Consider the following 25,130-nt stretch of genomic DNA (forward strand, 5'->3'; position numbering starts at 1 on the left):
CCCCCTCGGCGACCTGCGGCCAGCAAGAGGAGACGGGTGGCGGGTGACGGTGATGGGCGGCGACCGGAGGCGACCAGTGGCGGAAAGGAGATGCGGAGCATGAGGGGCAGTGGCGGTACGGACGGGGTGATCCGGACGGTCGTCGCGGACGACCAGTCGGTGGTGCGGACCGGATTCGTCAATCTGCTGTCGACGCAGGACGACATCGAGGTCGTCGGCGAGGCGGAGGACGGGGTGCAGGCGGTGCGGGTCACCGCACGGACGCGCCCCGACCTGGTCCTGCTGGACATCAGGATGCCGCACATGAACGGCATAGAGGCGGCCCGCGAGATCCTCGCCGACCCGGTCGACGCCCCCAAGGTGCTGATGCTGACGACGTTCGGCCTCGACGAGTACGTGTACGACGCGTTGGCCGCCGGTGCGGGCGGGTTCCTGCTCAAGGACGCGACGTTCCCCGAACTCCTGCACGCCGTACGGGTCGTGGCGGCCGGGGACGCCCTGCTGTCACCGGAGATCACCAAACGGCTGATCGGCGACTTCGTGAGCAGCCGGGCGGGTGTGCGGCCGGTGCGCCGCGTCGAAGGGCTCACCACGCGCGAGGCGGAGGTGCTGATGCTGATCGCCCGGGGCCTGTCGAACGCCGAGATCGCCGTCCGGCTCACCATCACCGACCACACCGTGAAGACCCATATCAACCGGCTGTTCGCCAAGTTGGGGCTGCGGGACCGGGCTCAGGCCGTGATCACGGCCTATGAGTGGGGGATGGTGCGCCCGGGTGATCCGGACGAGGCGGGAGGGGGTGACGTCCGCCTCCCGGACGGTCCGGTGTCCGTCCGGGAGGTGGGCAGTCGCGTCGGGCGGATCGCTTAGCGCGCCACGAACTGCGTGAGGATCGCCTGGACCTCGTAGATGTCGACGCCCTTGGTGAACGTCTTCTGGATCGGCACGGAGTTGCCGGAGACCCAGAGCTTCAGCTCGGCGTCGAGATCGAAGGTGCCGGCGGTCTCGACCGCGAAGTGCGTGATGCTCCGGTACGGAATGCTGTGGTACTCGGTCTTCTTGCCGGTGATGCCCTGCTTGTCGACCAGGATGAGCCGGCGGTCGGTGAAGAGGATCGAGTCCCGGACCAACTGGTAGGCCGCGTGGACCTGCTCGCCGTGTCCCAACAGCTTGGCGTAGTCCTGCGCCGCCTGGTTCGGGTCGATCGTGTGCGCGTTTCCGAACAGTGCCATGACCTGCCCCCCATGTGAGTTTCGTACGAATTTACGACTGTACACGTGAGGTCATGTCGCCGACGAGCAAGGTCGCACGTGCGGGGAGCAGTCCACACGAACGGGGTCTTCCCCGGGGCGAAGGCGGGCGTCCCCTGTCCCACTTCTGTTATACGGAAGGGGAGTTCGGGCCTCTCGGGGCGCCGGACCGGTTCACCCGGAGCAGCCGGGCCGCCCACCCTGAGGACCACCGTGTACGACGAGCCACCCACACCGACCGGAGCCATCACGCGAACCGGGAAGCGGCGCCCGGTCCGCGGCAGACGGGCGTGGGGCGCGCTCGCCGTGGTCGTCACGCTGAGCACGGCGACGGTGGGCGCGGGCAGCCCCGCCCCGTCCCCGTCCGCAGCAACCGCCCCGACCCCGGCAACCGCCGCAGCCCCGTCGCCAGCAACCGCCCCCGCCCCACCGACCGCCGGGGCGCCCGCCGTCTCCGGAGCCCCCGCGCCCGGGGGAACACCGGACGCCCCGACGGCCACCGAGCCCCCCACCACCGAGCCGGCCCCCGACCCGGCCCGGCCCCCCGCACCGGAACCCACCGCGAAGCCCGCACCGGAACCCGCACCGCGCGAACGCCCCGCACCCCAGCAGCCCGCACCCCAGCAGCCCGCGCCGGCCCCGGTCGCCGCCGGATCGGGTGGCCTGATCGCCCAGGTCACCGCACTGGTCAACGCCCAGCGGGTCCGGGTGGGTTGCCGTCCCGTCACCGTCGACCCCCGGCTGAACCGGGCGGCGGCCCGACACAGCCAGGACATGGGCCTGCGGGGGTACTTCGGTCACGCCTCGCCGGAGGGACGCAGCGTGGGGGACCGGGTCACCGCCGCGGGGTACGCCTGGTCCGTCGTCGGGGAGAACGTGGCCGCCGGACCGCGGACCGCACGCGCGGCGATGGACGGATGGATGGCCAGCCCCGGGCACCGCGCCAACATCCTCCACTGCCCCTTCACCCACATGGGTCTCGGCGTCGACCGGGCCGCCGAAGCCGCCGACGGGCCGCACTGGACGCAGGTGTTCGCCAGACCCGAGAAGTGACGCGAGGAGTGACCCGAGAAGTGACGCGAGAGGTGACGCGAGGAGTGACGCGAGGAGCTGGCCGCGGCGCGCGGCGTCACCCGTATCGACGGGCCGGCGTGCGGGGAGCAGCCCCAGGTGTTCGACTCGGGGCATGGCAGCCACGGGCGTTCCGCACGCGGACCGGCCCGGACTCCTGAGGCGGGTCGGGGAGTTCTGCGCCCGGCACGCGATCGCGGTACTGGTCCTCTGGCTGGCGGCGCTCGCCGGACTCCAGGTGCTGCACCACGCGTACGGCGGCACGTACTCGGACGACTTCTCGCTGCCGGGCACCCAGTCGCAGCACGGTCTCGACGTGCTGAAGGAGCACGATCCGGCCGCCGGGGGCTACAGCGCCCAGGTCGTCCTGAACGACACCGCGCGCCCCCTCTCCTCGGTCAGCGACGAGGTGGGCCGGGCCGTGGCCTCGCTCCAGGGGCTCCCGGACGTCCTGTCCGCACAGAACCCGCTCACCGCTCCCCCGACCCCGTCCGGGCAGCCGGACGTCGGTCCGCTCTCCGCCGACGGGCGCACGGCCTACATCACCGTCCGGTTCAGCGTCCAGCCGTCCACCCTGGGCGAGGACTACCTGCACGGGGTGGACGACGCGGTGCAGCCGCTCCGCTCCGCGGGCGTCGACGTCGAGTACGGCGGGCCGCTGGGCGAACTGGCCCGCCCGGAGCCCAACGACCGGCTCAGCGAGGTCATCGGCTTCGCCGTGGCGATCGTCGTGCTGCTGATCGGCTTCGGCAGCGTCGTCGCGGCCCTCCTCCCCCTGGTCACCGCGCTGATCAGCGTGATCTGCGGGCTGGCGCTGCTCGCCCTGCTGGCCGCCGCGTCCACGTTCGCCACGGTCTCGCCGACCCTCGCCACGATGATCGGGCTGGGCGTCGGCATCGACTACGCCCTGTTCCTGGTCACCCGGCACCGCCAGGGGTTGATGGACGGGCGGGACCCGGTGGCCGCCGCCGGCGGGGCCGCCGCCACCAGCGGGCACGCGGTCCTGCTCTCCGGCTGCACGGTGATCATCGCGCTGTCCGGGCTGTGGGTGTCGGGCATCGCGTTCATCGGCAAGCTGGGGCTCGCCGCGGCGGTCACCGTGGTCACCGCGGTGCTGGGCGCGCTCACCCTCGTACCGGCGCTGCTCGGGCTGGTCGGACGGCACATCGACCGGTTGCGGGTGCGTACCCCCGTGGCCGAGACGGACGCCGAGCCGGGGGCGGAGGTCGCCGGGGCCTGGCACCGTTACGCCCTGCGCGTGGAGCGGCGCCCCTGGTGGTACACGGGTGCGGGCGTCGCGGTCCTCGCGGTGCTGTCCGTACCGGTGTTCTCCCTGCAACTGGGGCACATCGGTGACGGTGCCGACCCGAAGTCGTTCACCGACCGGCGGGCCTTCGACCTGATGTCGTCGGCGTTCGGTCCCGGCTCCAACGGCCCGTTGACCCTCGTCATCGACCAGTCCTCCGTACCGCAGGCGGACCGGGCGGCGCTCGCCACCGAGGCGCAACGGGCGCTCACCGGGGTGCCCGACACCGCGTTCGTCACCCCGTTGAAGGCCACCTCCGACGGGGACGTCCTGGTCGGCACCGCGTACTCGGTGGCCGCCCCGCAGGACGAGCGGACCACCCACCTGGTCAACCGGCTCCGCGACGACGTGCTGCCCGAGGCCGTGTCCGGCACCGAGGCGCACGGGTACGTCACGGGGACGACCGCCGCGCAGGTCGACTTCCTGGACATCGTCTCCGCCCGGCTGCCGTGGATCATCGCCGCCGTGGTCGGGCTGGCGTTCCTCGTCATCCTGGTGGTCTTCCGGGGCGTCCTCGTCGCGTTGAAGGCGGCCGTGCTCAACGTGCTGTCCATCGCCGCCTCGTACGGGGTGGTCGTCGCCGTGTTCCAGTGGGGGTGGGGCGGTCCGGCGCTCGGGGTGTCGGGGACGGTGCCCATCGAGAGTTACGTGCCGATGATGATGTTCGCCATCGTCTTCGGTCTGAGCATGGACTACGAGATCTTCCTGCTGTCCCGCATCCACGAGGCGTGGCTACGGACCGGTGACCCCGGGGCGAGCGTCGCGCACGCGCTGGAGATCACCGCACGGGTCATCACCTGCGCCGCGTTGATCATGGTCAGTGTCTTCGCCGCGTTCGTGATCTCCGACAACATCGTGGTGAAGATGCTGGGGCTCGGCCTCGCGGTGAGCGTGCTCATCGACGCGACCGTGGTGCGGCTGCTGCTGGTGCCCGCGGTGATGACGTTGCTGGGGCGCTCCGCGTGGTGGACGCCCCGGTGGCTCGACCGGATCATGCCCAGGCTCCATGCGGAGGGCGAGGCGCCCGTCGCCGCGCACCCGCCCGTTCCCCCGCCCCCGGGTGGTTCCGCGGACGGGAAGTGAGTACGACCGCTCAGGCGCACGACCCGCGCACCCGGTTCGCTTGACCCATGCCCGCTCACCACCCTGCGCACCACCCCGCCCCGGCCGCGGCCCCCGCCACCGTCCGCCGTGTCACCGGCCCCCACGACGGGCCGGACCCGCACGCCTGGGTCGCCCCGCTGATCGGGACGGTGCTCCTCCTCCCGGTGGCCGCCGTGATCGCCGGGATGGCGCTGCTGACCCAACTCGGCTGCATCTCCTGCGACACCGCGGAGTTCGCCCGCTTCGAGGAGTCCTACACCTTCGCGGTCGTGCTCTGCGGGGCGGTGCTCGCGGGCGCCGGGGCGCTGCTGGTGTGGTCCTGGGTCCTGCCGGGCCGCCGCCTCCTGCGCCGGCGCCGCGTCGTCCTGGCGATCGGCGCCCCGGTACTGGCCGCGACCTGCTACCCCCTGTTCACGGCGCTGGTCGCGTGGCCGTGAGGGCGCGCGGGTCAACGGGTGCGGTGGCGGAACAGCGGCAGGGACAGGGCCAGCGACAGCAGGGTGACCGCGGCGCACCAGGCCAGGGCGATCCACGGGGTGTCACCCGCGGCCCGGCCCAGGAGCAGGTCGCGCACCGACTCGATCAGCGGGGTCAGCGGCTGGTGCTCCGCGAAGCCGTGCAGCCAGGCGGGCATCGTCTCGATCCGGACGAACGCGCTCGACGGGTACGGGAGGAACATCATCAGGAACGTGAGGCCGCTCGCCGCCTCGGGAGTGCGGGCGAGCAGCCCGAGCGCCGCGGCGAGCCAGGAGATCGCGACGATCCAGGCGGCGACCAGGCCGAGCGCGGCGAGGTGGCCGGCCGGCCCGGCCGAGGGTCGGAAGCCGATGGCCAGCGCCACGCCCAGCACCAGGACGGTGGAGACGAGGTTGCGGGCCACCGAGGCGGTGACGTGCCCGGCGAGCACCGGGACGGCGCCGATGTCCGCGGCCCGGAACCGGTCGATGATCCCGTTCTTCATGTCCTCGGCCACCGACACGGCGGTGGAGCCGGCGCCGAAGCCCGCGCACAGCAGGATCGTTCCCGGCACCACGTAGGTCACGTAGTCGGTGCCCGTGTCGATCGACCCGCCGAAGAAGTAGACGAAGATCAGCATCATCAGTACCGGCAGCGCCAGGCCGGTCACCAGCGCGTCCGGGCTGCGCCGGCTGATCCGCAGGCTGCGGCCCGCCATGGTGCGGGCCGTGGTGAACGGTGCGGCGGTCATCGTGGGACTCCCGTCAGGGCGAGGAAGACGTCGTCGAGGGTGGCGGTGCGCAGGGCGAACCGGGCGACCGCCGTGCCGTCCGGGTCGACCGCGTCGAGCAACCCGCGCACGTGCCCCGCGGTGCCGTCGGTGGCCAGTCCGATGACGAGCCGGTCCGGGTCGCGGTGGTGGCCGTCACCGGGGAGCCGGGCGAGCAGCCGCTCGTAGGCGGCGCGCGAGACGAGGGTGAGGTCCAGCCGGTGGTCGGCCACCTGTTCCTTCAGCGCGGCGACGGTTCCCCCGGCGACGATGCGGCCCCCGTCCAACACGCTGACGCGGTCGGCCAGGACGTCCGCCTCCTCCAAGTACTGCGTGGTCAGCAGGACGGTGGTGCCGTCGGCGCGCAGTTCGCGGACGACCTCCCACAGGTCCCGTCGGCTGCGGGGGTCCAGGCCGGTGGTCGGTTCGTCGAGGAAGAGGACGGTGGGCCGGGAGACCAGGCCGGCGGCGAGGTCGAGGCGGCGGCGCATCCCGCCGGAGTACTCGCCGGCGGTGCGCCCGGCGGCGTGCGCGAGGTCGAAGCGGTCGAGGAGTTCGTCGGCGCGGGTGCGGGCGGCGCGGGCGCCGAGTCCGGCGAGTCGTCCCATCATCCGCAGGGTCTCGGCGCCGGTCTGGAGGTCGTCGACGGCCGCGAACTGTCCGGTGAGGCTGATCCGGGCGCGGACGGCGGACCGTTCGGCGGCAATGTCGTGTCCGGCGACGCGGGCGGTGCCGGAGTCGGCGGCGGTGAGGGTGGCGAGGATCCGCACCGCGGTGGTCTTGCCGGCGCCGTTGGGGCCGAGCAGCGCGTGCACGGTGCCCGGCGGAACGTCGAGGTGGAGACCGTCCAGGACCCGTAGTTCGCCGTAGGACTTGATGAGGGCGGTGGCGTGAACGCCCATGGCTTCCCCTTCCCCGTGATCGGCGCACCCCACGTGCGAAACGTGCGGCTCTTCTGCGCATGCCGCTCTTCTGCGTATGCCATACGCTCTATTGCGTAAGTAATACACAGAACTAGGATGGGGGTCAACCGCCCACCGGCAGCAGGGAGAGCAACAGCGATGTCGGAGCCGGAAACGGGGCTCCCCGCCAGCCTGGAAATGGCCTGGGGCCTACGGGAACGTCCCGCCAAGGGGCCGCGGCCCGGACTGGGACTCGATCGCATCGTCAACGCCGCCATCGCCCTCGCCGCCCGCGAGGGGATCGAAGCCGTCTCGATGGGGCGGGTCGCCAAGGAGCTCGGCGCCTCCACGATGTCCCTGTACCGGTACGTCGCCGCCAAGGACGAGCTGTACCTCCTGATGGCCGACGCGGGCGTGGGCACTCCGCCGCCCGTCCCCGAGGGCACGACCGGTTGGCGCGCGCTCCTGACCGCCTGGACGTACGCCCAGCGCGAGGTGCTGCACCGCAACACCTGGCTCCTGCGCCTCCCGATCGCCAGCCCGCCCGCCGCCCCGCACCAAGTCGCCTGGATGGAACGCGGCCTCGCCGCACTGGAGTCCACCGGCCTGGACGGCGCGGAGCAACTGGGCATCATGACCCTGATCTACGGGTACGTCCGCACCGACGCCACGATCGTCGCCGACCACCGCGACGCGATCGCCCGTAGCGGGGCCACCCCCGAACAGGTCCTCGCCCGGTACGCGCACACCCTGCGGCGCTTCACCGACCCCGAACGACAGCCCGCGATCACCCGGTTGCTCGACGCGGGCGTCTTCACCGGGGTGGACGAGGACCCGGACGCCGATTTCCGGTTCGGCCTCGACCGCATCCTCGACGGCCTCGACCTCCTGATCGCCCGGCGCACGAACGCACCCGACGCCTGACCCGCACGGGCCCGCCGCGGTGCTAAGGCGCCGCCCTACTGGGGGAGGACGCCGAGGCGACGGTCCTTCAGGGCCGGGAACTCCGCACGGACCGTCGCGACCTGACCCGGGTCGAAGTCGACGGTGAGCACCGCCTCCTGAGCGTCCGGCAGCTCACCGAGCACCTCGCCCCAGGGGTCGAAGACCGCGGAGTGACCGGCCTGCGCCACCCCTGCGTGCTCCCCGGCGGAACCGCAGGCCAGGACGAAGCTCTGGTTCTCCACCGCACGCGCCCGCGCCAGCAGCGACCAGTGGGCGCGCCGGCGTTCGGGCCAGCCGGCGGGGATGACCAGCGCGTCGGCGCCCCGGTCGACCAGGCCCCGGAACAACTCGGGGAACCGCAGGTCGTAGCAGGTGGCGAGGCCCAGGGTCAGCCCGGGCAGGGCCACCGTGACGAGTTCTTCGCCGGCGCCCATGAGCACCGCCTCGCCCCGGTCGAAGCCGAACCGGTGGATCTTGCGGTAGCTCGCGGCGAGGGAACCGTCGGGCGCGAAGACGAGCGAGGTGTTGTACAGCGTGCCGTCCGGGTCGCGTTCGGGGATCGAGCCGGCGTGCAGCCAGACCCCGGCGTCGCTCGCCGCCTTGGCCATCGCCTCGTGCGTGGGGCCCTGAAGCGGCTCGGCAGCCGCGTCGAAGGACGGGAAGGAGAACGCACCGACCGTCCACAGTTCGGGGAGGACCACCAGGTCCACGGGGTCCGCCCGCTCCCCGCGGCGCCCGCCCTGTTCGCGCACGAGCGCGGCGACCCGCTCGCGACGTTCGTCGATCGACTCTGCGTCGTCCGGACCGGTCTGGATGAGTGAGGCGCGCACACTACCACCGCCTTGGCGTCGGAGCCGTTGACACGGCCTACGATCGTCACACGAAAGCACTGCCGGGGTGCCCGCAACCAGCGTACTGTGCCTTTCCGGGGAGCCCCCGGACCCCCGACCGTGCCCGAGCCCGTACCACCCCGTACAGCCTGTACATGCCGTACAGCCGCACCACCGGAAGCACCGCCCGTCCCGCCACAGCAGCCCGCCGCACGCACCAACCGCCCGAGGGGTCTCGTGAGTCTCCATCCCAGCCTTCAGAACTACGCCGACGCCTGGACGCACTCCGTGGAAGCGATCGCGGAGTTGGTGCAGCCGCTCGTGGAAGGGGAGTGGAACAGAGCGACCCCCTGCCCCGGCTGGTCGGTGCGGGACATCGTCTCCCATGTCATCGGGCTGGACTGCGAGATGCTCGGCGACCCCCGTCCCATCCACACCCTGCCCCGCGACCTGTACCACGTACAGACCGAGCACCAGCGGTACATGGAGATGCAGGTCGACGTCCGACGCCACCACACGGGCCCGGAGATGACGTCGGAGCTGGAGTACACCGTCATCCGGCGCAACCGGCAGATCCGCAACGAGAACCGGCAGCCGGACGCGAAGATCCGGGGCCTGCTGGGCGCCGAGGAGACCCTGGAGTTCGCGATGCGCAGGCGCGCGTTCGACATCTGGGTCCACGAGCAGGACCTCCGGGTCGCCCTCAACCAGCCGGGCAACCTGGACTCGCCGGGCGCACAGCTCGCCCGGGACGTGATGCTGGAGGCGCTGCCGAAGGTCGTCGCCCGGGACGCCGGCGCCCCGCCCGGTACCGCGGTCGTCGTCGACGTGCACGGCCCGGTCGAGTTCCTGCGGACGGTCCGGGTCGACGCGGAGGGCCGGGGTTCCGTGGACGGCGCGCCCTCGCTGGGCCCGCTGGTGACGTTGAGCACCGACTGGGAGACGTACGGCCGGCTCGCCTGCGGTCGGATCACCCCGGAGTCCGCCCGCGACCGGATCAAGACCGAGGGCGACCAGGAGTTCGCGGCGGCCATCCTGCGCAACTTCGCGATCACTCCCTGACGGACGCACGGGCCCGGGTGCGGTACGGGCCCGGGTGCGCCCCCGACCGACCGGATTCCCGCCCGTGACCTGGGCGTTCCCGCGTCGAGCGGTTGTACCCTCGGCCCCGTGAGCTGGCTCCCCGAAGACTTCGTCCACCCCGTCCACGTGCCCGTGCCCGACACCTCGCTGCACCTGCGGCCGATCCGGGAGGCGGACACGCCCCTCGACTACCCCGCCGTGATGGGCTCCCGGGCGCGCCTGTGGGAGGTCTTCGGCCCGGCCTGGTCCTGGCCGAAGGAGTCGATGACCTACGAGGAGGACCGCATCGACCTGCTGCGGCACGAGCAGGAGATCGCCGCGCACCAGTCGTTCAACTACGCGCTGTGGGACGCCGCGGAGACCGCGCTCCTCGGCTGCGTCTACATCGATCCGCCCGAGCGCACCGGCTCCGACGTGGACGTCGCCTGGTGGGTGGTGGACGAGCTCGTCGGCAGCGGGGCGGAGCGGGCGCTCGACGCGCTGGTGCCGCAGTGGATCGACGCCGACTGGCCCTTCCGACAGCCCCGCTACCCGGGCCGTGACCTCAGCTGGCAGGACTGGCTGGCGCTGCCGCGCGTGCCCTGAACCGACCGCGGGGTGCGGCTACGCCGGGACGTGCACGGTGGTGATCCGGCTGGCGACCAGCCGTTCGCGTTCCCGGCGGGCCGTCCGACGGCGCAACCGGGCGATCTGCGCGACCCCCAGGGCCTGCACCACGAACACCGCCGAGAACGCGATCCGGTACTCCCCGCCGGTCAGGTCCAGCAGCACGCCCACCGCGAACAGCGTGGCCATCGACGACACGAAGCCGCCCATGTTGACGATCCCGGAGGCCGTGCCCTGTCGTTCGGGCGGATTCGCGGGGCGGGCGAAGTCGAAGCCGATCAGCGAGGCCGGGCCGCAGGCCCCGAGCACCACGCACAGGGTGACCAGCAGCGCGAAGGGTGCCCGACCGCCGGGCCAGGCCAGGGTCAGCGCCCACATCGCGCAGGTGAGGCCGACCGTGCCGAGCACCAGGGGCAGCCGGGCCGCGTGGTGCCGGGCGATGACCTGCCCGTAGACGAGGCCCACCGCCATGTTGGACACCACCACCAGGGTGAGCAGGTCGCCGGCCGTGTCCGGGGCGAGTCCCTGCGCCCGCACCAGGAACGGCAGCCCCCACAGCAGCAGGAACACCATCGCCGGGAACTGTCCGGTGAAGTGCACCCACAGACCGAGCCGGGTACCGGGCTCGCGCCAGGCCGCGCCCAGTTGGCGCCGGACGGACACCGGTGTGCGGTCGGGCGGCGTGGCTCCGTCCCCGGGGCCCGCGGCGGAGACGGTACGGGGTCGGGCCGGCTGGTCCTTCAGGAACAGCAACAGGACGAGGACGACCACCCCGGCCAGCGAGCTGCCCGCGAACGCAGCGGTCCAGCCGACGCCGTGCAGCAGCCGTGCGACCAGCAGCGTGGACACCAGGTTGCCCGCCATCCCGGCGAACCCGGCGAGCTGGGCCATGAGCGGTGCGCGCCGGGCCGGGAACCAGTGGGCGCCGAGCCGCAGCACGCTGATGAACGTCATCGCGTCGCCGCAGCCGAGCAGCGCGCGGGCGGCGAGGGCCGTCCCGTAGGAGGGGGCGAGCGCGAAGCCCAGTTGCCCCGCCGTGAACAGGACGGCCCCGAGTATCAGCACCCGCTGGGTGCCGAACCGGTCGACGAGCAGCCCGACGGGTATCTGCATGCCCGCGTAGACGAGGAGTTGGAGGATCGAGAACGCGGACAGCGCGGAGGCACTGATCCCGAAGCGTTCGGTGGCGTCGAGGCCCGCGACCCCCAGCGACGTGCGGAAGATGACGGCGACGAAGTAGACGGACACGCCGATCGACCAGATGGAGACGGCCCGACAACCACCGGGCGGGTCCCCGGCCGCAGCGGCCGAACCGCCGCTCACCGGACCTCTCCCCGGGCGAGGTCGGCGACCCGGCCGATGTGCCGGTGCACGACGTCCGCGGCCCGCTCGGCGTCCCCGGCGGCGAGCGCGTCGAGGATCTCCTCGTGCTCGGCGAGGGCCCTGGCGATCCGGTCGGGGTGGGCGTGCATCATGGCGACGCCCATGCGCAGCTGACGGTCACGGAGCTGTTCGTAGAGGCGGGACAGGATCTCGTTGCCCGCGCTGCGGACGATCTCGACGTGGAAGTGGCGGTCGGTGACGGCCGCTTCGGCGTAGCGGCCGGCCGCCGCGTGCACCTGCTGCTCCGCCAGGAGTTCGGCGAGCCGGGCGAGCAGGGCGGGCGGCGCGGGGACGGCCTTGCGGACGGCGTGCTCCTCCACGAGGAGCCGGGTTTCGACGACATCGGCGATCTCCTGCGCGGAGACGGGCCGCACCAGGGCTCCCTTCTTCGGGTAGAGCCTGATCAGTCCTTCGACCTCCAGCCGCAGCAGGGCCTCCCGCACGGGCGTGCGCGAGACGCCGACCGCCTCGGCCAACTCGCCCTCGGTGAGCAGGGTCCCGCCCTCGTAGCGGCGGTCCAGGACGCCCTGCTTGACGTGTTGGTAGACGCGGTCGGCGGCGGGCGGCCTTTTGACGGGGGCGCCGCCCGTCGTCGTGGTGGTCACGGGCGGCGCGGCGGAGGCAGGCATGTGCACAGGTTAGATACAACACGTACACAGGGGGAGGGGCGTCCGGGATGCGGACGAGGGCGGGTGTCGGTCGACCGACCCCCTCACCCCTCTCCGACCACAGGGAGAAACATTCGGTCATTTGACGACAAAGAGACTTCCAGAAGATTTTTCGTGGGACACGGGGGATTATTTGCCTTTTTCCTGCATCCTTGCGCGCCACACAAGAGTCTTGACCCAGTGTGGCGTTTTTGCGCCGCTACTCACGCAGGGGATTTCCAGGGGTATTTGGAGCATTCGACTTGAATACATGCATCAAGGGCATTCGTCGTGCCTCGGCCGTCACCGCGACGCTCACCGCGGGGGCACTGCTGACGGGCGGGGTGACCGCCACGCAGGCCCAGGCCGCACCGGTCCCGTCCGTCACGGCGAAGGGCGGCTTCGTGATGGACGACCGCACGGGCCGCACCCTTTTCAACAAGACCGCGGACACCAGGCGCAACACCGGGTCCACCACCAAGATCATGACCGCCAAGGTGGTGCTGTCGCAGCGCAATCTGAACCTGAACTCCAAGGTGACGATCCAGAAGGCGTACAGCGACTACATCGTGTCCCGCACCGCGTCCTCCGCACGGTTGATCGTCGGCGACAAGGTGACGGTCCGTCAGTTGCTCTACGGGCTGATGCTGCCGTCCGGTTGTGACGCCGCGTACGCGCTGGCGGACAAGTTCGGCAAGGGCTCCACCCGGGCCGCGCGCGTGAAGTCGTTCATCGGCAAGATGAACTCCACCGCGCGCAGCCTCGGGATGCGGAACACCAAGTTCGACTCGTTCGACGGCATCGGCAACGGCAACAACTACTCGACGCCGCGCGACCTGACGAAGCTCGCGAGCAACGTGATGAAGAACTCGACCTTCCGCACGATCGTGAAGACCAAGTCCACGAAGCAGCGGGTCACCACCCGCAACGGCGGTTACCGGAACATGCCGTGGACCAACAGCAACAAGCTGCTCGGCACCTACTCCGGAGCCATCGGGGTCAAGACCGGTTCCGGCCCGGAGGCCAAGTACTGCCTGGTCTTCGCCGCGACCCGGAACGGCAAGACCGTGATCGGGACGATCCTGACGTCCTCCTCGGACGTCAACCGGCTCAAGGACGCGAAGAAGTTGATGGACTACGGCTTCCGACGCTGACGTGGTCTTACGGGCATCCCACGACGGACCTAGACGGGCCCGTCCACCACCGGTTCGTTCCGGTGGCGGACGGGCCTTCGTCGTGTGCGCTCGTGCCGCGCCGACCCGCGGTCAGGACCAGACGATGAGGCGCTTGGGGTCCTCCAGGACCGCGGCCACGTCGGCCAGGACCTTGGAGCCGAGCTCCCCGTCGACCAGGCGGTGGTCGAAGGAGAGGGCGAGCGTGGTGACCTGACGCGGCTTCACCTTGCCCTTGTGGACCCACGGCCGGAGCTTGATCGCCCCCATGGCGAGGATCGCGGACTCCCCCGGATTCAGGATCGGGGTACCCGTGTCCACGCCGAAGACCCCGACGTTGGTGAGGGTCACGGTGCCGTCCTGCATCGCCGCGGGCGAGGTCTTGCCCTCCCGGGCGGTGGACACCAGGTCCGCCAGGGCCGCGGCGAGTTCGGGCAGCGTCTTGGCGTGCGCGTCCCTGATGTTGGGGACGAGCAGGCCGCGCGGGGTCGCGGCGGCGATGCCCAGGTTCACGTAGTGCTTGCGCACGATCTCCTGGTTGGCCTCGTCCCAGGCCGCGTTGACCTCGGGGTTGCGCTTGATCGCGACGAGCAGCGCCCGGGCGACCAGCAGCAGCGGGTTGATCCGCAGCCCCGTGAGTCCGTAGCGGTCGGCGTCCCGCTTCAGCTCGTCCACGAGCTTCATGGTGCGCGTCACGTCCACCGTCACGAACTCGGTGACGTGCGGGGCGGTGAACGCCGAGGCGACCATGGCCTGCGCGGTCGCCTTGCGGACGCCCTTGACCGGGATGCGCGTCTCGCGCCCGGTGACCGGGGCGGCGGTCTCCGGGGCGGTGGTCTCCGGGGCGGTGGTCTCCGGGGCGGCCGTCTCCGGGGCGGTGGTGGTGGCTGCCGGGACCGCCGGGGTCGCCGCGGGACGGGGCTCGGGGGTGGCCGCCGCGTGGACGTCCTCCCGGGTGACGATCCCGCCCGGGCCGGTGGGCGTGACGCCCGCCAGGTCCACCCCGAGGTCCTTGGCCAGCTTGCGGACCGGCGGCTTGGCGAGCGGCCTGGCCCCGTTCGCCGCGGGCGCGGCCGGTTCGGCGGGCGGCGCGGCGGGCGCGGTGGCGCTCGCGGCGGGTGCGGGTGCGGGCGCGGCCGGCGGTTCGGCCACCGGGGCGGGCTCGCCCTTGCGGGGCCGGCGCCGGGTGGAGCTCTCCGCCACCCCGTACCCCACGAGCACCGGCTGACGGCCCCGGGGCTCCTCGGCCCCAGCGCCCCCAGTTGTCTCGGCGGTCTCGGACGCCCCAGCGGTCGCCGGAGCAGGTGCGTCCGCTTCGACCGGGGCCGAAGCGGGGGCGGGGGTGGGAGCAGGGGCGGGAGCGGTGCCGCCGCCCACGTCCACGGTGATGATCACCTCGCCCACGTCCACGGTGGTCCCCGCCGGATGGCGCAGCTCCGCCACCACCCCGTCGTAGGGGATCGGCAGCTCGACCGCCGCCTTGGCGGTCTCCACCTCGCACACCACCTGGCCGTCGGTGACGGTGTCACCGACCTTCACGTACCAGGTGAGGATCTCCGCCTCGGTGAGGCCCTCGCCCACATCGGGCATCCTGAATTCGCGTACGGACACCTGCGTCATGGTCGTCACGTCCTCCTCCCTCAGTACGCCAGCGAACGGTCAACGGCGTCGAGCACCCGGTCGAGACCCGGTAGGTACTCCTCCTCCAACCGCGCCGGGGGGTACGGCACGTAGTAGCCGCCGACCCGCAGGACGGGTGCCTCCAGGTAGTAGAAGGACCGCTCGGTGATCCGCGCGGCGATCTCCGCTCCCGTGCCGAGGAACACCGGTGCCTCGTGCACCACGACCAGTCGTCGGGTCTTCTCCACCGACTGCTGCACCGTGTCGAAGTCGATCGGTGAGAGGGAGCGCAGGTCGAGGACCTCCAGGGAGCGCCCCTCCTCCTCGGCGGCGGCCGCGGCCTCCAGACAGACCTTCACCATCGGGCCGTACGCGGCGAGCGTGAGGTCGGTGCCCGGCCGGGCGACGGTCGCGCGGTGCAGGGGGCCGGGAATGGCCTCGGGGTCGACCTCGCCCTTGTCCCAGTAGCGCCGCTTGGGCTCGAAGAAGATCACCGGGTCATCGCTCTGGATGGCCTGCTGGAGCATCCAGTACGCATCGGAGGAGTTCGAGGGGGAGACCACCTTCAGCCCCGCCACGTGCGCGAACAGGGCCTCCGGGGACTCCGAGTGGTGCTCGACCGCGCCGATCCCGCCGCCGTAGGGGATGCGGATCACGACGGGAAGTTTGATCTTGCCGAGGGCCCGGGCGTGCATCTTGGCGAGCTGGGTGACGATCTGGTCGTAGGCGGGGAAGACGAACCCGTCGAACTGGATCTCCACCACCGGGCGGTACCCGCGCAGGGCCAGGCCGATCGCGGTGCCGACGATGCCGGACTCGGCCAGCGGGGTGTCGATCACCCGTTCCTCGCCGAAGTCCTTCTGGAGACCGTCGGTGACCCGGAAGACCCCGCCGAGCTTGCCGACGTCCTCGCCCATGACCAGGACCTTCGGGTCCTCGTCGAGCGCCCGGCGCAGGGACTCGTTGATCGCCTTGGCGATCGGCAGCTTCTGTACGGCCATGGCTACTTGTCCTCCCCGTCCGCGAACGACGCCTGGTAGGCGGCGAACTGCGCCCGCTCCTCGTCGACGAGCGCGTGCCCGTCCGCGTACGCGTTCTCGAAGATGGTCAGCGGGTCCGGGTCGGGCATCGCCCGCACCACCTCGCGCACCCGCTTGCCCAACGCCTCGCTCTCCGCTTCCAGTTCCGCGAAGAACGACTCGTTCGTGTGGGTTTGCGCCTCCAGATGGGTGCGCAGGCGGGCGATCGGGTCCTTCGCTTCCCAGGCCACCCGCTCGTCGTCGTGGCGGTAGCGGGTGGGGTCGTCGGAGGTGGTGTGCGCGCCCATCCGGTAGGTGAACGCCTCGACCAGGGTCGGCCCCTCGCCGCGGCGGGCCCGGTCCAACGCCCAGCGGGTGACGGCGAGGCAGGCGAGGACGTCGTTCCCGTCGACCCGCACGCCGGGGAAGCCGTAGCCCTGGGCCCGCTGGTACAGCGGCACCCGGGTCTGGCGCTCGGTGGGCTCGGAGATCGCCCACTGGTTGTTCTGGCAGAAGAACACGACGGGCGCGTTGGACACCGCGGCGAACGTGAACGCCTCGGCCACGTCGCCCTGGCTGGAGGCGCCGTCACCGAAGTACGCGATCACCGCCGAGTCCGCACCGTCCTTGGCGATGCCCATGGCGTAGCCGGTGGCGTGCAGCGTCTGCGAGCCGATGACGATCGTGTACAGGTGGAAGTTGTTGGTGGTGGGGTCCCAGCCGCCGTTGTTGACGCCCCGGAACATGCCCAGCAGCAGCGTCGGGTCCACCCCGCGGGTCCAGGCGACGCCGTGTTCGCGGTACGTGGGGAAGACGTAGTCGTCGGGTCGGGTGGCCCGGCCGGAGCCGATCTGTGCGGCCTCCTGACCGAGCAGCGAGGCCCACAGGCCCAGCTCGCCCTGCCGCTGGAGGGAGGTGGCCTCGGCGTCGAAACGGCGGGTCAGGACCATGTCGCGGTACAGCCCGCGCAGGTCCTCGGGGGTGACGTCCTCGACGTACGCGGCGTACTCGGCGACCGCCTTGGTGGGCTTGACCCGCTTGCCCTCGGGGGTCAGAAGCTGAACCAGGTCGGGCTGCGCGCCCGACGTCCTCTTGGCGGCGGCGCGCTTGCGCGGCCCCCGTGCGACAGTGCTGACAGTGCTGTCCGCGGTCACGTACTGCTCCTCCGTCGGTCCGGCCACCCGGGTTCGCCGGGAGGGCCAGTGCGGTCGCCCGTCCCCGAGCAACCGCGCACGGGGTGGGTGCGCTCCGCCGGGAAAAGGCGTGACAGGTGCCCCGGCGGGTGCCCTGCACCTAGCACGTTACCCAGTGTCGCGCCTCGCCGCGAAACCCTTCTGACCTGCAATTTTCCTTGGATTTCCAAGTAAATCGCGCCGGTCGGGAACTCTCGCTGGTCAGGGCGCCGCGTCGGGTGGACAGGGGGGCCGGAACAGGCGAACCGTAACCCGGGGGCCCACGGCGGGGGAAGAGATCGTGTGTGAGACTGGCAGCGTGCGAGAAGAGGGAAAGATAACGGTGTTCCTTCTTGACGATCACGAGGTGGTCCGGCGGGGCGTCCACGAGATGCTGACCGTCGAGGACGACATCGAGGTCGTCGGGGAGGCGGGTACGGCGGCCGAGGCCCTGGCGCGCATCCCCGCGGTCCGCCCGGACGTGGCGGTGCTCGACGTCCGGTTGCCCGACGGCAGCGGCGTCGAGGTCTGTCGGGAGATCCGCTCCCGGGACGAGTCGGTCAAGTGCCTGATGCTGACGTCCTTCGCGGACGACGAGGCCCTCTTCGACGCGATCATGGCCGGCGCCTCCGGGTACGTCCTGAAGGCGATCCGGGGCAACGAGCTGCTGGCGGCGGTGCGGGACGTGGCCGCCGGGAAGTCCCTGCTGGACCCCGTCGCCACCGCCCGGGTGCTGGAGCGGCTACGGGACGGGGGCCGCAAGGGCTCGGGCCGGGACGGGGACGAGAAGCTCGCCTCGCTGACCGACCAGGAGCGCCGCATCCTCGACCTGATCGGCGAGGGGCTCACCAACCGGGTCATCGGCGAGCGCCTGCACCTCGCCGAGAAGACCATCAAGAACTACGTCTCCAGCCTGCTGTCCAAGCTGGGCATGGAGCGCCGGTCCCAGGCAGCCGCCTACGTGGCCCGGCTGGACGCCCGCAAGGGCTGATCCACCCCATCGAGTGAACGCCCACGCGACCGTTCGGAGCACCTCGTCCCCGTACGGCCTCCTTCGACGGCATTCGGGACCTTGGTCCCGAGCAGCAGGGGCGGGTTTCCCTGGCGTCCGCGGCACGGATGGTCGACATTGAGCCCTATGCCCATGTCCCCGTCGCCGTCCGCGCCCCCGGGCCGCACCTGCGCCGAGCAGCGCGCCTTCGCCCTGCTCGCCGGTACCGATCACGGTCGGGTGGCCACGAGCATGCGGGCGCTCCCGTTCCTCGCGGCGGCCCGGCACATCCTGGTCGACGGCCGGCTGCTGCTGCGCATGCACCGCGGGTACGGCTACCACCGGGCGTGCATCGGCAGCGTGGTCGCCTACGGGGCGGACAACCTCGGCACGTGTGAGCCGGGGGCGGCCGAGTGGTCGGTCCAGTTGGTCGGGCTGTGCGAGGCGGTGCTGCCCGGTCCCGCGGAGCTGCTGCTGTTCGGGCCCGCCCCGCGCGGGGTGGACGGCGAGCCCTACGATCCGGTGTACCTCCGGATCGAGCCGCAGTTCGTCACGCTGCACGAGTCCGACCCTGCGGGCCCGGCCGTCTGACGCTCGTCCGTCTGCTGCGGGTCCGTCGTGGCCGCCCGCGCAGTTCCCCGCGCCCCCAAGGGGGCACCCCGGTCGGGCCCCGTCAGGGGCGCGGGGAACTGCGCGAGCAACCCCCGCGGACCCGCAGCCGACCGACGACAGCAGCCGCCCCCGCCAGGGGGGAGAAGCTACTGCTGCGGGGGGTCACCCCCGCCACCATCCGCCGCGCCGCCCCCGGCCCCCGCCCCGCCACCCGCGGCGTCACCGGAGCCGCCCGCCGCGTCGCCGCCACCGTTCGCGGCGTCGCCGCCCCCATTGGCAGCGCCCCCGTTGTCGGCACCGCCCTCGTTGCCACCGGTCACCGGAGCGGTGTTGCCGCCCGTGGGCTGGCCGCCGTTGCCCTGCGACTGCCCGCCGGTGGGCTGCTGGCTGGTGGTGGCCGGCGGCTGGGTGGCCGGCTGCGAAGCCTGGCCGGTGGGCCGCTGCGAGAACGACTGCTTGCCGCCGGTGCCGCCCGGCTGCTGCTGCCGCGGCGGGTTGTAGGTGCCGTTGCCGCTGCTGCTGCCACTGCCGCTGCTGGTGCCGTTGCCCCAGTTGTTGGACTGGGTGGGCGAGCTCTCCGTCTCCGGCTTCTTGCTCGGCTTGTCCGTCTTCTGCGACTGGGACGTCGAGGGCTTGTTCTCCGTCTTCTGTCCGTCGCCAGTGTCGTTGCCCATGCCCCGCACGGCCAGGGCGACGCCCACGACCACGGCGACCACGGCGAGCACGGCCAGCAGCCACAGCTTGTTCTTGCGCCCGCCCCCGTTGCCGTCGTGGTCGTAGCCCTGGTCGTAGCTGCCGTAACCGCCGTAGCCCCCGTCGTCACCGGGCGGGCGCAGCATGGGCTGCGGGATCTGCGTGGTGCCGGATTCGGGGTGCGGCAGGGCGGTGGTCCCGGCCATGCCCATCGCGGGCGTGTGGGCGGCGTCGTGACCGGTGACCGGCCCGGTGTTCCAGGTGCCGGTGTGGCTGCCCTGCTCGTACAGCATCTGGATGCCGTACTGGATCAGGCCACGCATCTCCTCGGCGGTCTGGAAGCGGTCGTCGGGGTCCTTGGCGAGGGCCCGCATGACCAGGCCGTCCAGCTCCGGGGGGACTCCGTCGGAGACCTCCGACGGGGGCACCGGGATGTCCTGGACGTGCTGGTAGACCACGGACAGCGGGGTCTCGCCGGTGAACGGCGGGCGCAGCGCGAGGAGTTCGTAGAGCAGACAGCCCGTCGCGTACAGGTCGGAGCGGTGGTCGACGGCCTTGCCGAGGGCCTGCTCGGGGGACAGGTACTGCGGGGTGCCCATGACCATGCCGGTCTGGGTCATGGTCGACTGCGCGCCGTGCAGGGCGCGCGCGATGCCGAAGTCCATCACCTTGACGGCACCGTTGTGGGTGATGATGACGTTGGCGGGCTTGATGTCACGGTGCACGATGCCGTGCTGGTGCGAGTAGGCGAGGGCTTCCAGCACGCCCGAGACGATGATCAGTGCCTGCTCGGGCCCGGGGGCCTCGGCGTTGATCAACAGGTCGCGGATCGTGCGGCCTTCGACGATCTCCATGACGATGTACGGCACCGTCTGGTGGCCGACCTGGTCCTCGCCCGAGTCGTACACGGCGACGACCGAGTGGTGGTTGAGCCCGGCGACCGACTGTGCCTCGCGGGTGAACCGGGCCTTGGACACCGGGTCCTCGGCGAGGTCCGCGCGCAGCAGCTTCACGGCGACGGTCCTGCCCAGTCGGACGTCCTCGGCCGCGAACACCTCGGCCATACCGCCCCGGCCCAGCCGGTGGGTGAGCCGGTACCGGCCGTCCCCGACCAGTCCGCCGTTGCCCCAGTTCTCCGGCGCGTCACCCATGCCGCCGCCAGATGCCTCGGGGTCGGACGGGCCCTGGGCGCGCTGCGTCTGTGCCATCAGTCCTCGCCGTCGTTTCTGCCCGCGTACGTGCGGTGGTTGTTACGGTCTCCGCCTGCCAACGCTACAGCCTTCGACGACCCCCACGGTCCGAGATGGACCGGCCATCAAACCCGTACCGTCGCGTTCGGGGCAAATCCTGTGTCCGGGTGCCCACAGGGGCGGTAACGCTTCCGCGACGCTTCATTCGCGTACGGTCACGGAACGGGCACCGAACTTGACGTGTCAGTGACCTCCGGCAGACTTGGCCGGAATAGCACGATCGATCACCGAACGCGGGAGCCGGGCGACAGTCAGCGACCGCGCCGATGGGGGACGCAGACCATGAGCCAGGACCGCGCGCAGGGTCACTACGCAGGGCGTTCGGTCGGCGGTGGACGCTACCAGCTGCGGGACCTGCTCGGCGAGGGCGGCATGGCCTCCGTCCACCTGGCCTACGACTCGGTGCTCGACCGTCAGGTCGCGGTCAAGACCCTGCACACCGAGCTCGGGCGCGAGCCCGCGTTCCGGGAGCGGTTCCGGCGCGAGGCGCAGTCCGTGGCCAAGCTCACCCACACCAACATCGTGTCGGTCTACGACACCGGTGAGGACGAGCTGAACGGCAGCACCACCCCGTACATCGTCATGGAGTACGTCGAGGGCCGGCCGCTCGGTTCGTTGTTGGAGGCGGACGTCAAGCAGTTCGGCGCGATGTCCACGGACGACGCGCTGAAGATCACCGCCGATGTGCTGGCGGCGCTGGAGATCAGCCACGAAATGGGGCTGGTCCACCGGGACATCAAGCCCGGCAACGTCATGATGACCAAGCGCGGCGTCACCAAGGTCATGGACTTCGGCATCGCCCGGGCCATGCAGTCCGGGGTCACGTCGATGACGCAGACCGGCATGGTCGTGGGCACCCCGCAGTACCTCTCGCCGGAACAGGCCCTCGGCCGCGGCGTCGACGCGCGCTCCGACCTGTACTCCGTCGGCATCATGCTGTTCCAGTTGGTCACCGGGCGGCTGCCGTTCGAGGCAGATTCGGCGCTGGCCATCGCGTACGCGCACGTCCAGGAGAACGCGGTCGCCCCGTCGAGCATCAACCGGTCGGTGCCCCCGGCGGTGGACGCGCTGGTGGCGCGGGCCCTGCGGAAGAACCCGAACGAGCGCTTCCCCAGCGCCGAGGCGATGCGCGACGAGTGCCTGCGGGTCGCCCAGTCGCTCCAGCAGGTCGCGCCCAGCATCGTGCCGGGGGCGCCGACCGCGAGCGGGGCGGGCGTCGGCTCGGCCGTCTTCCCGCCGGTGGACCGGTCCGCGGCGCCCGCGCCGGGGCCCGTGCAGTCGCCGTACCAGCCGGGTCCCTACGGTCCGCCCACGCCGTCCCCCGCGCAGCCGGCGCAGCCGCATCGCGCCGGACCGGGGTACGGCTATCCGCAGCAGGGGTACGGGACCCCGGCGCCGGGCCCGGCCGTCGGGTACGGGGTGACGCAGCAGGCGCCGGCCCCGTACGCCGTGGGGCCGCAGCAGGGTTCCCGGGGGCCGGGCGGCAAGCGCAAGCGCAACACCGTGGCGGTCGTGGTGGGGGTCTTCCTCGCCCTCGGCGTCCTCGGCGGCATCATCAACTCCTTCGGCGGCAACGGCGAGGACGAGCCGGACGCCGGGTCCAGCCCGGCCGCGTCCGCGCCGAAGGTCGCCGAGGGGTACCGCGGTCCGGACACCACGAAGGCCATCGAGGCCACGGAGTGCAGCGAGCCCGAGACGTCGTACACCGACGAGGGCAAGGTCGAGATGCCGAACTTCGTGATGAAGCACATCGACTCGGTGAAGAAGTGCCTCCAGGCCGGCGGGTGGCGCTTCGACACCACCGACGTCAACGAGAACACGTACGGTGACGGGGCCGTGATGAAGCAGTTCCCGCAGGCGGGCACCGACTTCGACCCCGACAACCCGCCGACCGTCCAGCTCGACGTCTCCACCGGCAACCCCGCGCAGTAGGGTCCCGGACCCGTACGTCAGGAGTCCCGTCCGGCCGGGCGCCGGCTCAACACCCCCGGCCACCAGGACGCGGGGCCGATGTCCCGCACCAGTGCGGGGACGAGCAACGAGCGCACCACCAAGGTGTCGAGCAGCACCCCGAAGGCCACGATGAAGGCGATCTGGACGAGGAAGGCGAGCGGGATCACCCCGAGCGCGGCGAACGTCGCCGCCAGCACCACCCCCGCGGAGGTGATCACTCCGCCGGTCGCGACGAGCCCCCGCAGAACTCCCGCGCGCACCCCGTGGCGCAGGGACTCCTCCCGTACCCGGGACATCAGGAAGATGTTGTAGTCCACGCCGAGCGCCACCAGGAACACGAAACCGTAGAGCGGTACGGACGAGTCGGTCCCGGCGAATCCCCAGACGTGCTCGAAGACCAGGGCCGAGACACCGAGGGTGGCCAGGAAGTTCAGTGCCACGGTGGACACCAACAGGAGCGGCATCACCAACGAGCGCAACAGCCCCATCAGGATGATCAAGATGATGACCAGGACGACGGGAACGATGACCGTGCGGTCCCGTTCCGCGGTGACCTGGGTGTCGTACTGCTGAGCCGTGTAGCCGCCCACGAGCGCCGCCGCGTCGGGCACGGCGTGCAGCGACGTGCGCAGCCGGGCCACCGTGTCCTTCGCCGCATCGCTGTCCGCCGCGTCCTGGAGGGTGACGTCGATGCGCACCCGACCGTCGACGACGAGCGGCGGACCACCGCCGGGGCGCCCCGACTCCGTCACCGCCGCGACGGAGGCCACCCCTCGGGTACGGCCCGCCGCCGCCACCACCTGCTCGGCCCGGTCCGCGGCGGCGATGACGACCGCCGGATTGCCCGACCCGCCCGGGAAGTGCCGGGCGAGCGTGCGCTGCGCGGAGACGGACGGCGCGTCCTTGACGAAGATCTCGTCCAGCGGCACCCCCTTCGACGTGAGCGCGGGCGCGAAGGCCGCGCAGGCCAACAGGCCCACCAGCGAGAGGGACCACACCCGGCGGGGCGCCCGGTCGACCAAGGCGGCCACCCGGGGCCATATCCCCGACGGGCTCGCGGCCGACTCCGCCGAAGGGGGCGCGGCCGGCCAGTACGCGGCCCGACCGAGCAGCACCAGCACCGCCGGGAGGAAGGTCAGGGCGCTCAGCACCGCACAGACGATCCCGATGGCGCCGACGGGTCCGAGCGCGCGGTTGTTGGTGAGGTCGCTCAGCAGCAACGCCAACAGCCCCAGCGCGACCGTGGCCGCACTCGCGACGATCGCCCCCGTGGACTGCCGCAGCGCGGCCCGCACGGCAAGGAACCGGTCCGTCGTGCGGGCGAGTTCCTCGCGGTAGCGCGCGGTCAACAACAGGGCGTAGTCCGTCGCCGCACCGATCACCAGGATCGACAGGATGCCCTGGACCTGACCGTCCACCCGCACCACCCCGCGATCGGCGAGGAAGTACACCACGGCGCACGCCAGACCCAGCGCGAACACCGACCCGATGATGATGACCAGCGGCAGCAGCACGCTCCGGTACACCAACAACAAGATCACCAGCACCGCCGCGAGGGCCACCCCCAGCAACAGCCCGTCGATCCCGGCGAAGGCGTCCGACAGGTCCGCCTGCGCAGCGGCCGGCCCCGCCAACTCCACCGTGGCACCGGGCACGCCCCCGGCGGCCTTCCGCACCCGGTCGAGGGTGCTCTCCAGCCCGTCTCCGAGGTCGGGGCCGAGTTGCACGATCCCCTGGAGCGCCCGACCGTCGCGCGAGGGCAGTGCGGGGGAGGGCCGCCCCTGCACACCGGGCACGCCGGCGACGGAGGCCAACGCCCGGGTGGCCGCGGCGCGCTGCGCCCCGTCGAAGCGACCACCGTCGTCGGCGGTCCACACCACGATGGCGGGCACCGTCTCCCGCTGCTGGAAGTCCCGCTGCTCCGTGATGACCCGCGTCGACTCCGCACTCCGCGGCAGGAAGGCGGCCTGGTCGTTGGTGGCGACCTCACCCAGCTTCCCCGCGAAGGGGCCCAGCCCGCCGCCGATCGCGAGCCAGGCGAGGAGCAGGGCCACGGGGACCAGCCAACGGGCCCTGCGCGGTGTGGTGGACATGCGTGCTCCGAGTGATCACGTTCACTTGCCTCGAAGACCGCCCGGGTCCTGGAGAGAGAACCGAATCCGTCCGGGCCGAGGGGTCCCCGGCCGGTCTGCATCACCGCATGGCGTCGAACCATCCGATGATCGGGATTCCCGCGGTGCCGTCTTTCCGGATGCACCGGGCGTCACCCTAGTTCAGGAGGAACAGGCACTCCCGG

At 71.9% G+C, this 25,130-nt stretch carries 22 protein-coding genes; 11 read left to right on the forward strand and 11 right to left on the reverse strand.

The genetic code is table 11. The annotated features are described in order from the left end of the window. The first annotated feature begins 99 nt into the window (after positions 1–99). Complete coding sequence (locus ACFYOU_RS23485; RefSeq protein WP_391308194.1) at positions 100–870, forward strand: response regulator; 771 nt, start codon at positions 100–102, stop codon at positions 868–870. Here ACFYOU_RS23485 and ACFYOU_RS23490 read toward each other — a convergent pair. Then, positions 867–1,232 (reverse strand): PH domain-containing protein, encoded by a 366-nt coding sequence (locus ACFYOU_RS23490; RefSeq protein WP_385489069.1) that lies wholly within the window; start codon positions 1,230–1,232, stop codon positions 867–869. The genes ACFYOU_RS23485 and ACFYOU_RS23490 overlap by 4 nt on opposite strands. A gap of 231 nt (positions 1,233–1,463) precedes the next feature. Here ACFYOU_RS23490 and ACFYOU_RS23495 point away from each other — a divergent pair, with 231 nt between their 5' ends. The 3 genes from ACFYOU_RS23495 (at position 1,464) to ACFYOU_RS23505 (ending at position 5,168) form a co-directional block, all read left to right on the forward strand. Beyond that, on the forward strand, positions 1,464–2,303 hold the full coding sequence (locus ACFYOU_RS23495) for a CAP domain-containing protein (protein ID WP_391308196.1): 840 nt from the start codon (positions 1,464–1,466) through the stop codon (positions 2,301–2,303). A 133-nt stretch (positions 2,304–2,436) separates the two neighbouring features. Next, positions 2,437–4,710, forward strand: coding sequence for an MMPL family transporter (locus ACFYOU_RS23500; protein WP_391308197.1), 2,274 nt, complete (start codon positions 2,437–2,439; stop codon positions 4,708–4,710). Positions 4,711–4,757: 47 nt separating this feature from the next. Next, positions 4,758–5,168 carry a hypothetical protein gene (locus ACFYOU_RS23505; RefSeq protein ID WP_391308198.1) on the forward strand — a complete coding sequence of 137 codons (411 nt, stop codon included), beginning with the start codon at positions 4,758–4,760 and terminating at the stop codon, positions 5,166–5,168. Positions 5,169–5,179: 11 nt separating this feature from the next. On the opposite strand, the gene ACFYOU_RS23510 is transcribed toward ACFYOU_RS23505, so the two are convergent. Together ACFYOU_RS23510 and ACFYOU_RS23515 are read right to left on the reverse strand one after the other, a co-directional pair. Then, positions 5,180–5,938, reverse strand: coding sequence for an ABC transporter permease (locus ACFYOU_RS23510; RefSeq protein ID WP_391308200.1), 759 nt, complete (start codon positions 5,936–5,938; stop codon positions 5,180–5,182). Continuing rightward, positions 5,935–6,858, reverse strand: coding sequence for an ATP-binding cassette domain-containing protein (locus ACFYOU_RS23515; protein ID WP_391308202.1), 924 nt, complete (start codon positions 6,856–6,858; stop codon positions 5,935–5,937). The genes ACFYOU_RS23510 and ACFYOU_RS23515 overlap by 4 nt, the downstream gene beginning before the upstream one ends. A gap of 159 nt (positions 6,859–7,017) precedes the next feature. Between ACFYOU_RS23515 and ACFYOU_RS23520 the strand changes: the two genes are divergently transcribed. Continuing rightward, positions 7,018–7,782 carry a TetR/AcrR family transcriptional regulator C-terminal domain-containing protein gene (locus tag ACFYOU_RS23520; protein WP_391308204.1) on the forward strand — a complete coding sequence of 255 codons (765 nt, stop codon included), beginning with the start codon at positions 7,018–7,020 and terminating at the stop codon, positions 7,780–7,782. 35 nt (positions 7,783–7,817) lie between these two features. Here ACFYOU_RS23520 and ACFYOU_RS23525 read toward each other — a convergent pair whose 3' ends face one another. After that, positions 7,818–8,633 carry a nitrilase-related carbon-nitrogen hydrolase gene (locus ACFYOU_RS23525; protein WP_391308206.1) on the reverse strand — a complete coding sequence of 272 codons (816 nt, stop codon included), beginning with the start codon at positions 8,631–8,633 and terminating at the stop codon, positions 7,818–7,820. 237 nt (positions 8,634–8,870) lie between these two features. Here ACFYOU_RS23525 and ACFYOU_RS23530 point away from each other — a divergent pair, with 237 nt between their 5' ends. Both ACFYOU_RS23530 and ACFYOU_RS23535 read left to right on the forward strand, forming a co-directional pair. Next, positions 8,871–9,695: a maleylpyruvate isomerase family mycothiol-dependent enzyme gene (locus ACFYOU_RS23530; RefSeq protein WP_391308207.1), complete on the forward strand. Its 825-nt coding sequence runs from the start codon at positions 8,871–8,873 to the stop codon at positions 9,693–9,695. A 108-nt stretch (positions 9,696–9,803) separates the two neighbouring features. After that, positions 9,804–10,301, forward strand: coding sequence for an N-acetyltransferase (locus tag ACFYOU_RS23535; RefSeq protein WP_391308209.1), 498 nt, complete (start codon positions 9,804–9,806; stop codon positions 10,299–10,301). An 18-nt stretch (positions 10,302–10,319) separates the two neighbouring features. On the opposite strand, the gene ACFYOU_RS23540 is transcribed toward ACFYOU_RS23535, so the two are convergent. Beyond that, the gene (locus ACFYOU_RS23540) at positions 10,320–11,645 is read right to left on the reverse strand and encodes an MFS transporter (protein ID WP_391308215.1); all 1,326 of its coding nucleotides are present in this window, start codon (positions 11,643–11,645) and stop codon (positions 10,320–10,322) included. Then, complete coding sequence (locus ACFYOU_RS23545; protein ID WP_389763959.1) at positions 11,642–12,334, reverse strand: GntR family transcriptional regulator; 693 nt, start codon at positions 12,332–12,334, stop codon at positions 11,642–11,644. Before ACFYOU_RS23545 ends, ACFYOU_RS23540 begins: the two co-directional genes overlap by 4 nt. A 281-nt stretch (positions 12,335–12,615) precedes the next feature. On the opposite strand from ACFYOU_RS23545, the gene ACFYOU_RS23550 reads away from it, so the two are divergent. Further along, positions 12,616–13,506, forward strand: a complete 891-nt coding sequence (locus ACFYOU_RS23550) for a D-alanyl-D-alanine carboxypeptidase family protein (RefSeq protein ID WP_389763961.1) — start codon at positions 12,616–12,618, stop codon at positions 13,504–13,506. Positions 13,507–13,617: 111 nt separating this feature from the next. Here ACFYOU_RS23550 and ACFYOU_RS23555 read toward each other — a convergent pair whose 3' ends face one another. From ACFYOU_RS23555 to pdhA, 3 genes are read right to left on the reverse strand one after another with little or no spacing between them, the layout of a single operon-like run. Then, complete coding sequence (locus tag ACFYOU_RS23555; RefSeq protein WP_391308216.1) at positions 13,618–15,153, reverse strand: 2-oxo acid dehydrogenase subunit E2; 1,536 nt, start codon at positions 15,151–15,153, stop codon at positions 13,618–13,620. Between the two features lie 11 nt (positions 15,154–15,164). Next, a complete protein-coding gene (locus tag ACFYOU_RS23560; RefSeq protein WP_391308218.1) occupies positions 15,165–16,145 on the reverse strand; it encodes a transketolase C-terminal domain-containing protein in 981 nt (326 codons plus the stop codon). 2 nt (positions 16,146–16,147) lie between these two features. Next, entirely contained in the window at positions 16,148–17,317 is a 1,170-nt protein-coding gene (gene pdhA, locus ACFYOU_RS23565) for a pyruvate dehydrogenase (acetyl-transferring) E1 component subunit alpha (RefSeq protein WP_385489115.1), read from the reverse strand. Positions 17,318–17,654: 337 nt separating this feature from the next. Between pdhA and ACFYOU_RS23570 the strand changes: the two genes are divergently transcribed. Together ACFYOU_RS23570 and ACFYOU_RS23575 are read left to right on the forward strand one after the other, a co-directional pair. Further along, entirely contained in the window at positions 17,655–18,326 is a 672-nt protein-coding gene (locus ACFYOU_RS23570) for a response regulator (protein ID WP_391308220.1), read from the forward strand. 153 nt (positions 18,327–18,479) lie between these two features. Next, complete coding sequence (locus ACFYOU_RS23575; protein WP_389764150.1) at positions 18,480–18,917, forward strand: pyridoxamine 5'-phosphate oxidase family protein; 438 nt, start codon at positions 18,480–18,482, stop codon at positions 18,915–18,917. A 167-nt stretch (positions 18,918–19,084) separates the two neighbouring features. Here the strand turns inward: ACFYOU_RS23575 and ACFYOU_RS23580 are convergent, their stop codons facing one another. Next, a complete protein-coding gene (locus ACFYOU_RS23580; protein WP_391308222.1) occupies positions 19,085–20,839 on the reverse strand; it encodes a protein kinase in 1,755 nt (584 codons plus the stop codon). A 324-nt stretch (positions 20,840–21,163) separates the two neighbouring features. On the opposite strand from ACFYOU_RS23580, the gene ACFYOU_RS23585 reads away from it, so the two are divergent. After that, positions 21,164–22,813: a protein kinase gene (locus ACFYOU_RS23585; RefSeq protein WP_391308224.1), complete on the forward strand. Its 1,650-nt coding sequence runs from the start codon at positions 21,164–21,166 to the stop codon at positions 22,811–22,813. A gap of 17 nt (positions 22,814–22,830) precedes the next feature. On the opposite strand, the gene ACFYOU_RS23590 is transcribed toward ACFYOU_RS23585, so the two are convergent. Beyond that, complete coding sequence (locus ACFYOU_RS23590) at positions 22,831–24,927, reverse strand: MMPL family transporter (RefSeq protein ID WP_391308225.1); 2,097 nt, start codon at positions 24,925–24,927, stop codon at positions 22,831–22,833. Positions 24,928–25,130: the final 203 nt, after the last annotated feature.

Origin of the sequence: Streptomyces sp. NPDC005955, assembly GCF_042871255.1 — a bacterium.
GTDB lineage: Bacteria > Actinomycetota > Actinomycetes > Streptomycetales > Streptomycetaceae > Streptomyces.

Excerpts from the sequence above, each read along its gene's own strand:
- ACFYOU_RS23500 (WP_391308197.1), top strand. The coding sequence starts at position 2,437 with ATGGCAGCCACGGGCGTTCCGCACGCGGACCGGCCCGGACTCCTGAGG.
- ACFYOU_RS23505 (WP_391308198.1), top strand. The coding sequence starts at position 4,758 with ATGCCCGCTCACCACCCTGCGCACCACCCCGCCCCGGCCGCGGCCCCC.
- ACFYOU_RS23485 (WP_391308194.1), top strand. The coding sequence starts at position 100 with ATGAGGGGCAGTGGCGGTACGGACGGGGTGATCCGGACGGTCGTCGCG.
- ACFYOU_RS23510 (WP_391308200.1), bottom strand. The coding sequence starts at position 5,938 with ATGACCGCCGCACCGTTCACCACGGCCCGCACCATGGCGGGCCGCAGC.
- ACFYOU_RS23590 (WP_391308225.1), bottom strand. The coding sequence starts at position 24,927 with ATGTCCACCACACCGCGCAGGGCCCGTTGGCTGGTCCCCGTGGCCCTG.
- ACFYOU_RS23580 (WP_391308222.1), bottom strand. The coding sequence starts at position 20,839 with ATGGCACAGACGCAGCGCGCCCAGGGCCCGTCCGACCCCGAGGCATCT.
- ACFYOU_RS23575 (WP_389764150.1), top strand. The coding sequence starts at position 18,480 with ATGTCCCCGTCGCCGTCCGCGCCCCCGGGCCGCACCTGCGCCGAGCAG.
- ACFYOU_RS23585 (WP_391308224.1), top strand. The coding sequence starts at position 21,164 with ATGAGCCAGGACCGCGCGCAGGGTCACTACGCAGGGCGTTCGGTCGGC.
- ACFYOU_RS23515 (WP_391308202.1), bottom strand. The coding sequence starts at position 6,858 with ATGGGCGTTCACGCCACCGCCCTCATCAAGTCCTACGGCGAACTACGG.
- ACFYOU_RS23490 (WP_385489069.1), bottom strand. The coding sequence starts at position 1,232 with ATGGCACTGTTCGGAAACGCGCACACGATCGACCCGAACCAGGCGGCG.
- ACFYOU_RS23520 (WP_391308204.1), top strand. The coding sequence starts at position 7,018 with ATGTCGGAGCCGGAAACGGGGCTCCCCGCCAGCCTGGAAATGGCCTGG.
- ACFYOU_RS23560 (WP_391308218.1), bottom strand. The coding sequence starts at position 16,145 with ATGGCCGTACAGAAGCTGCCGATCGCCAAGGCGATCAACGAGTCCCTG.
- ACFYOU_RS23545 (WP_389763959.1), bottom strand. The coding sequence starts at position 12,334 with ATGCCTGCCTCCGCCGCGCCGCCCGTGACCACCACGACGACGGGCGGC.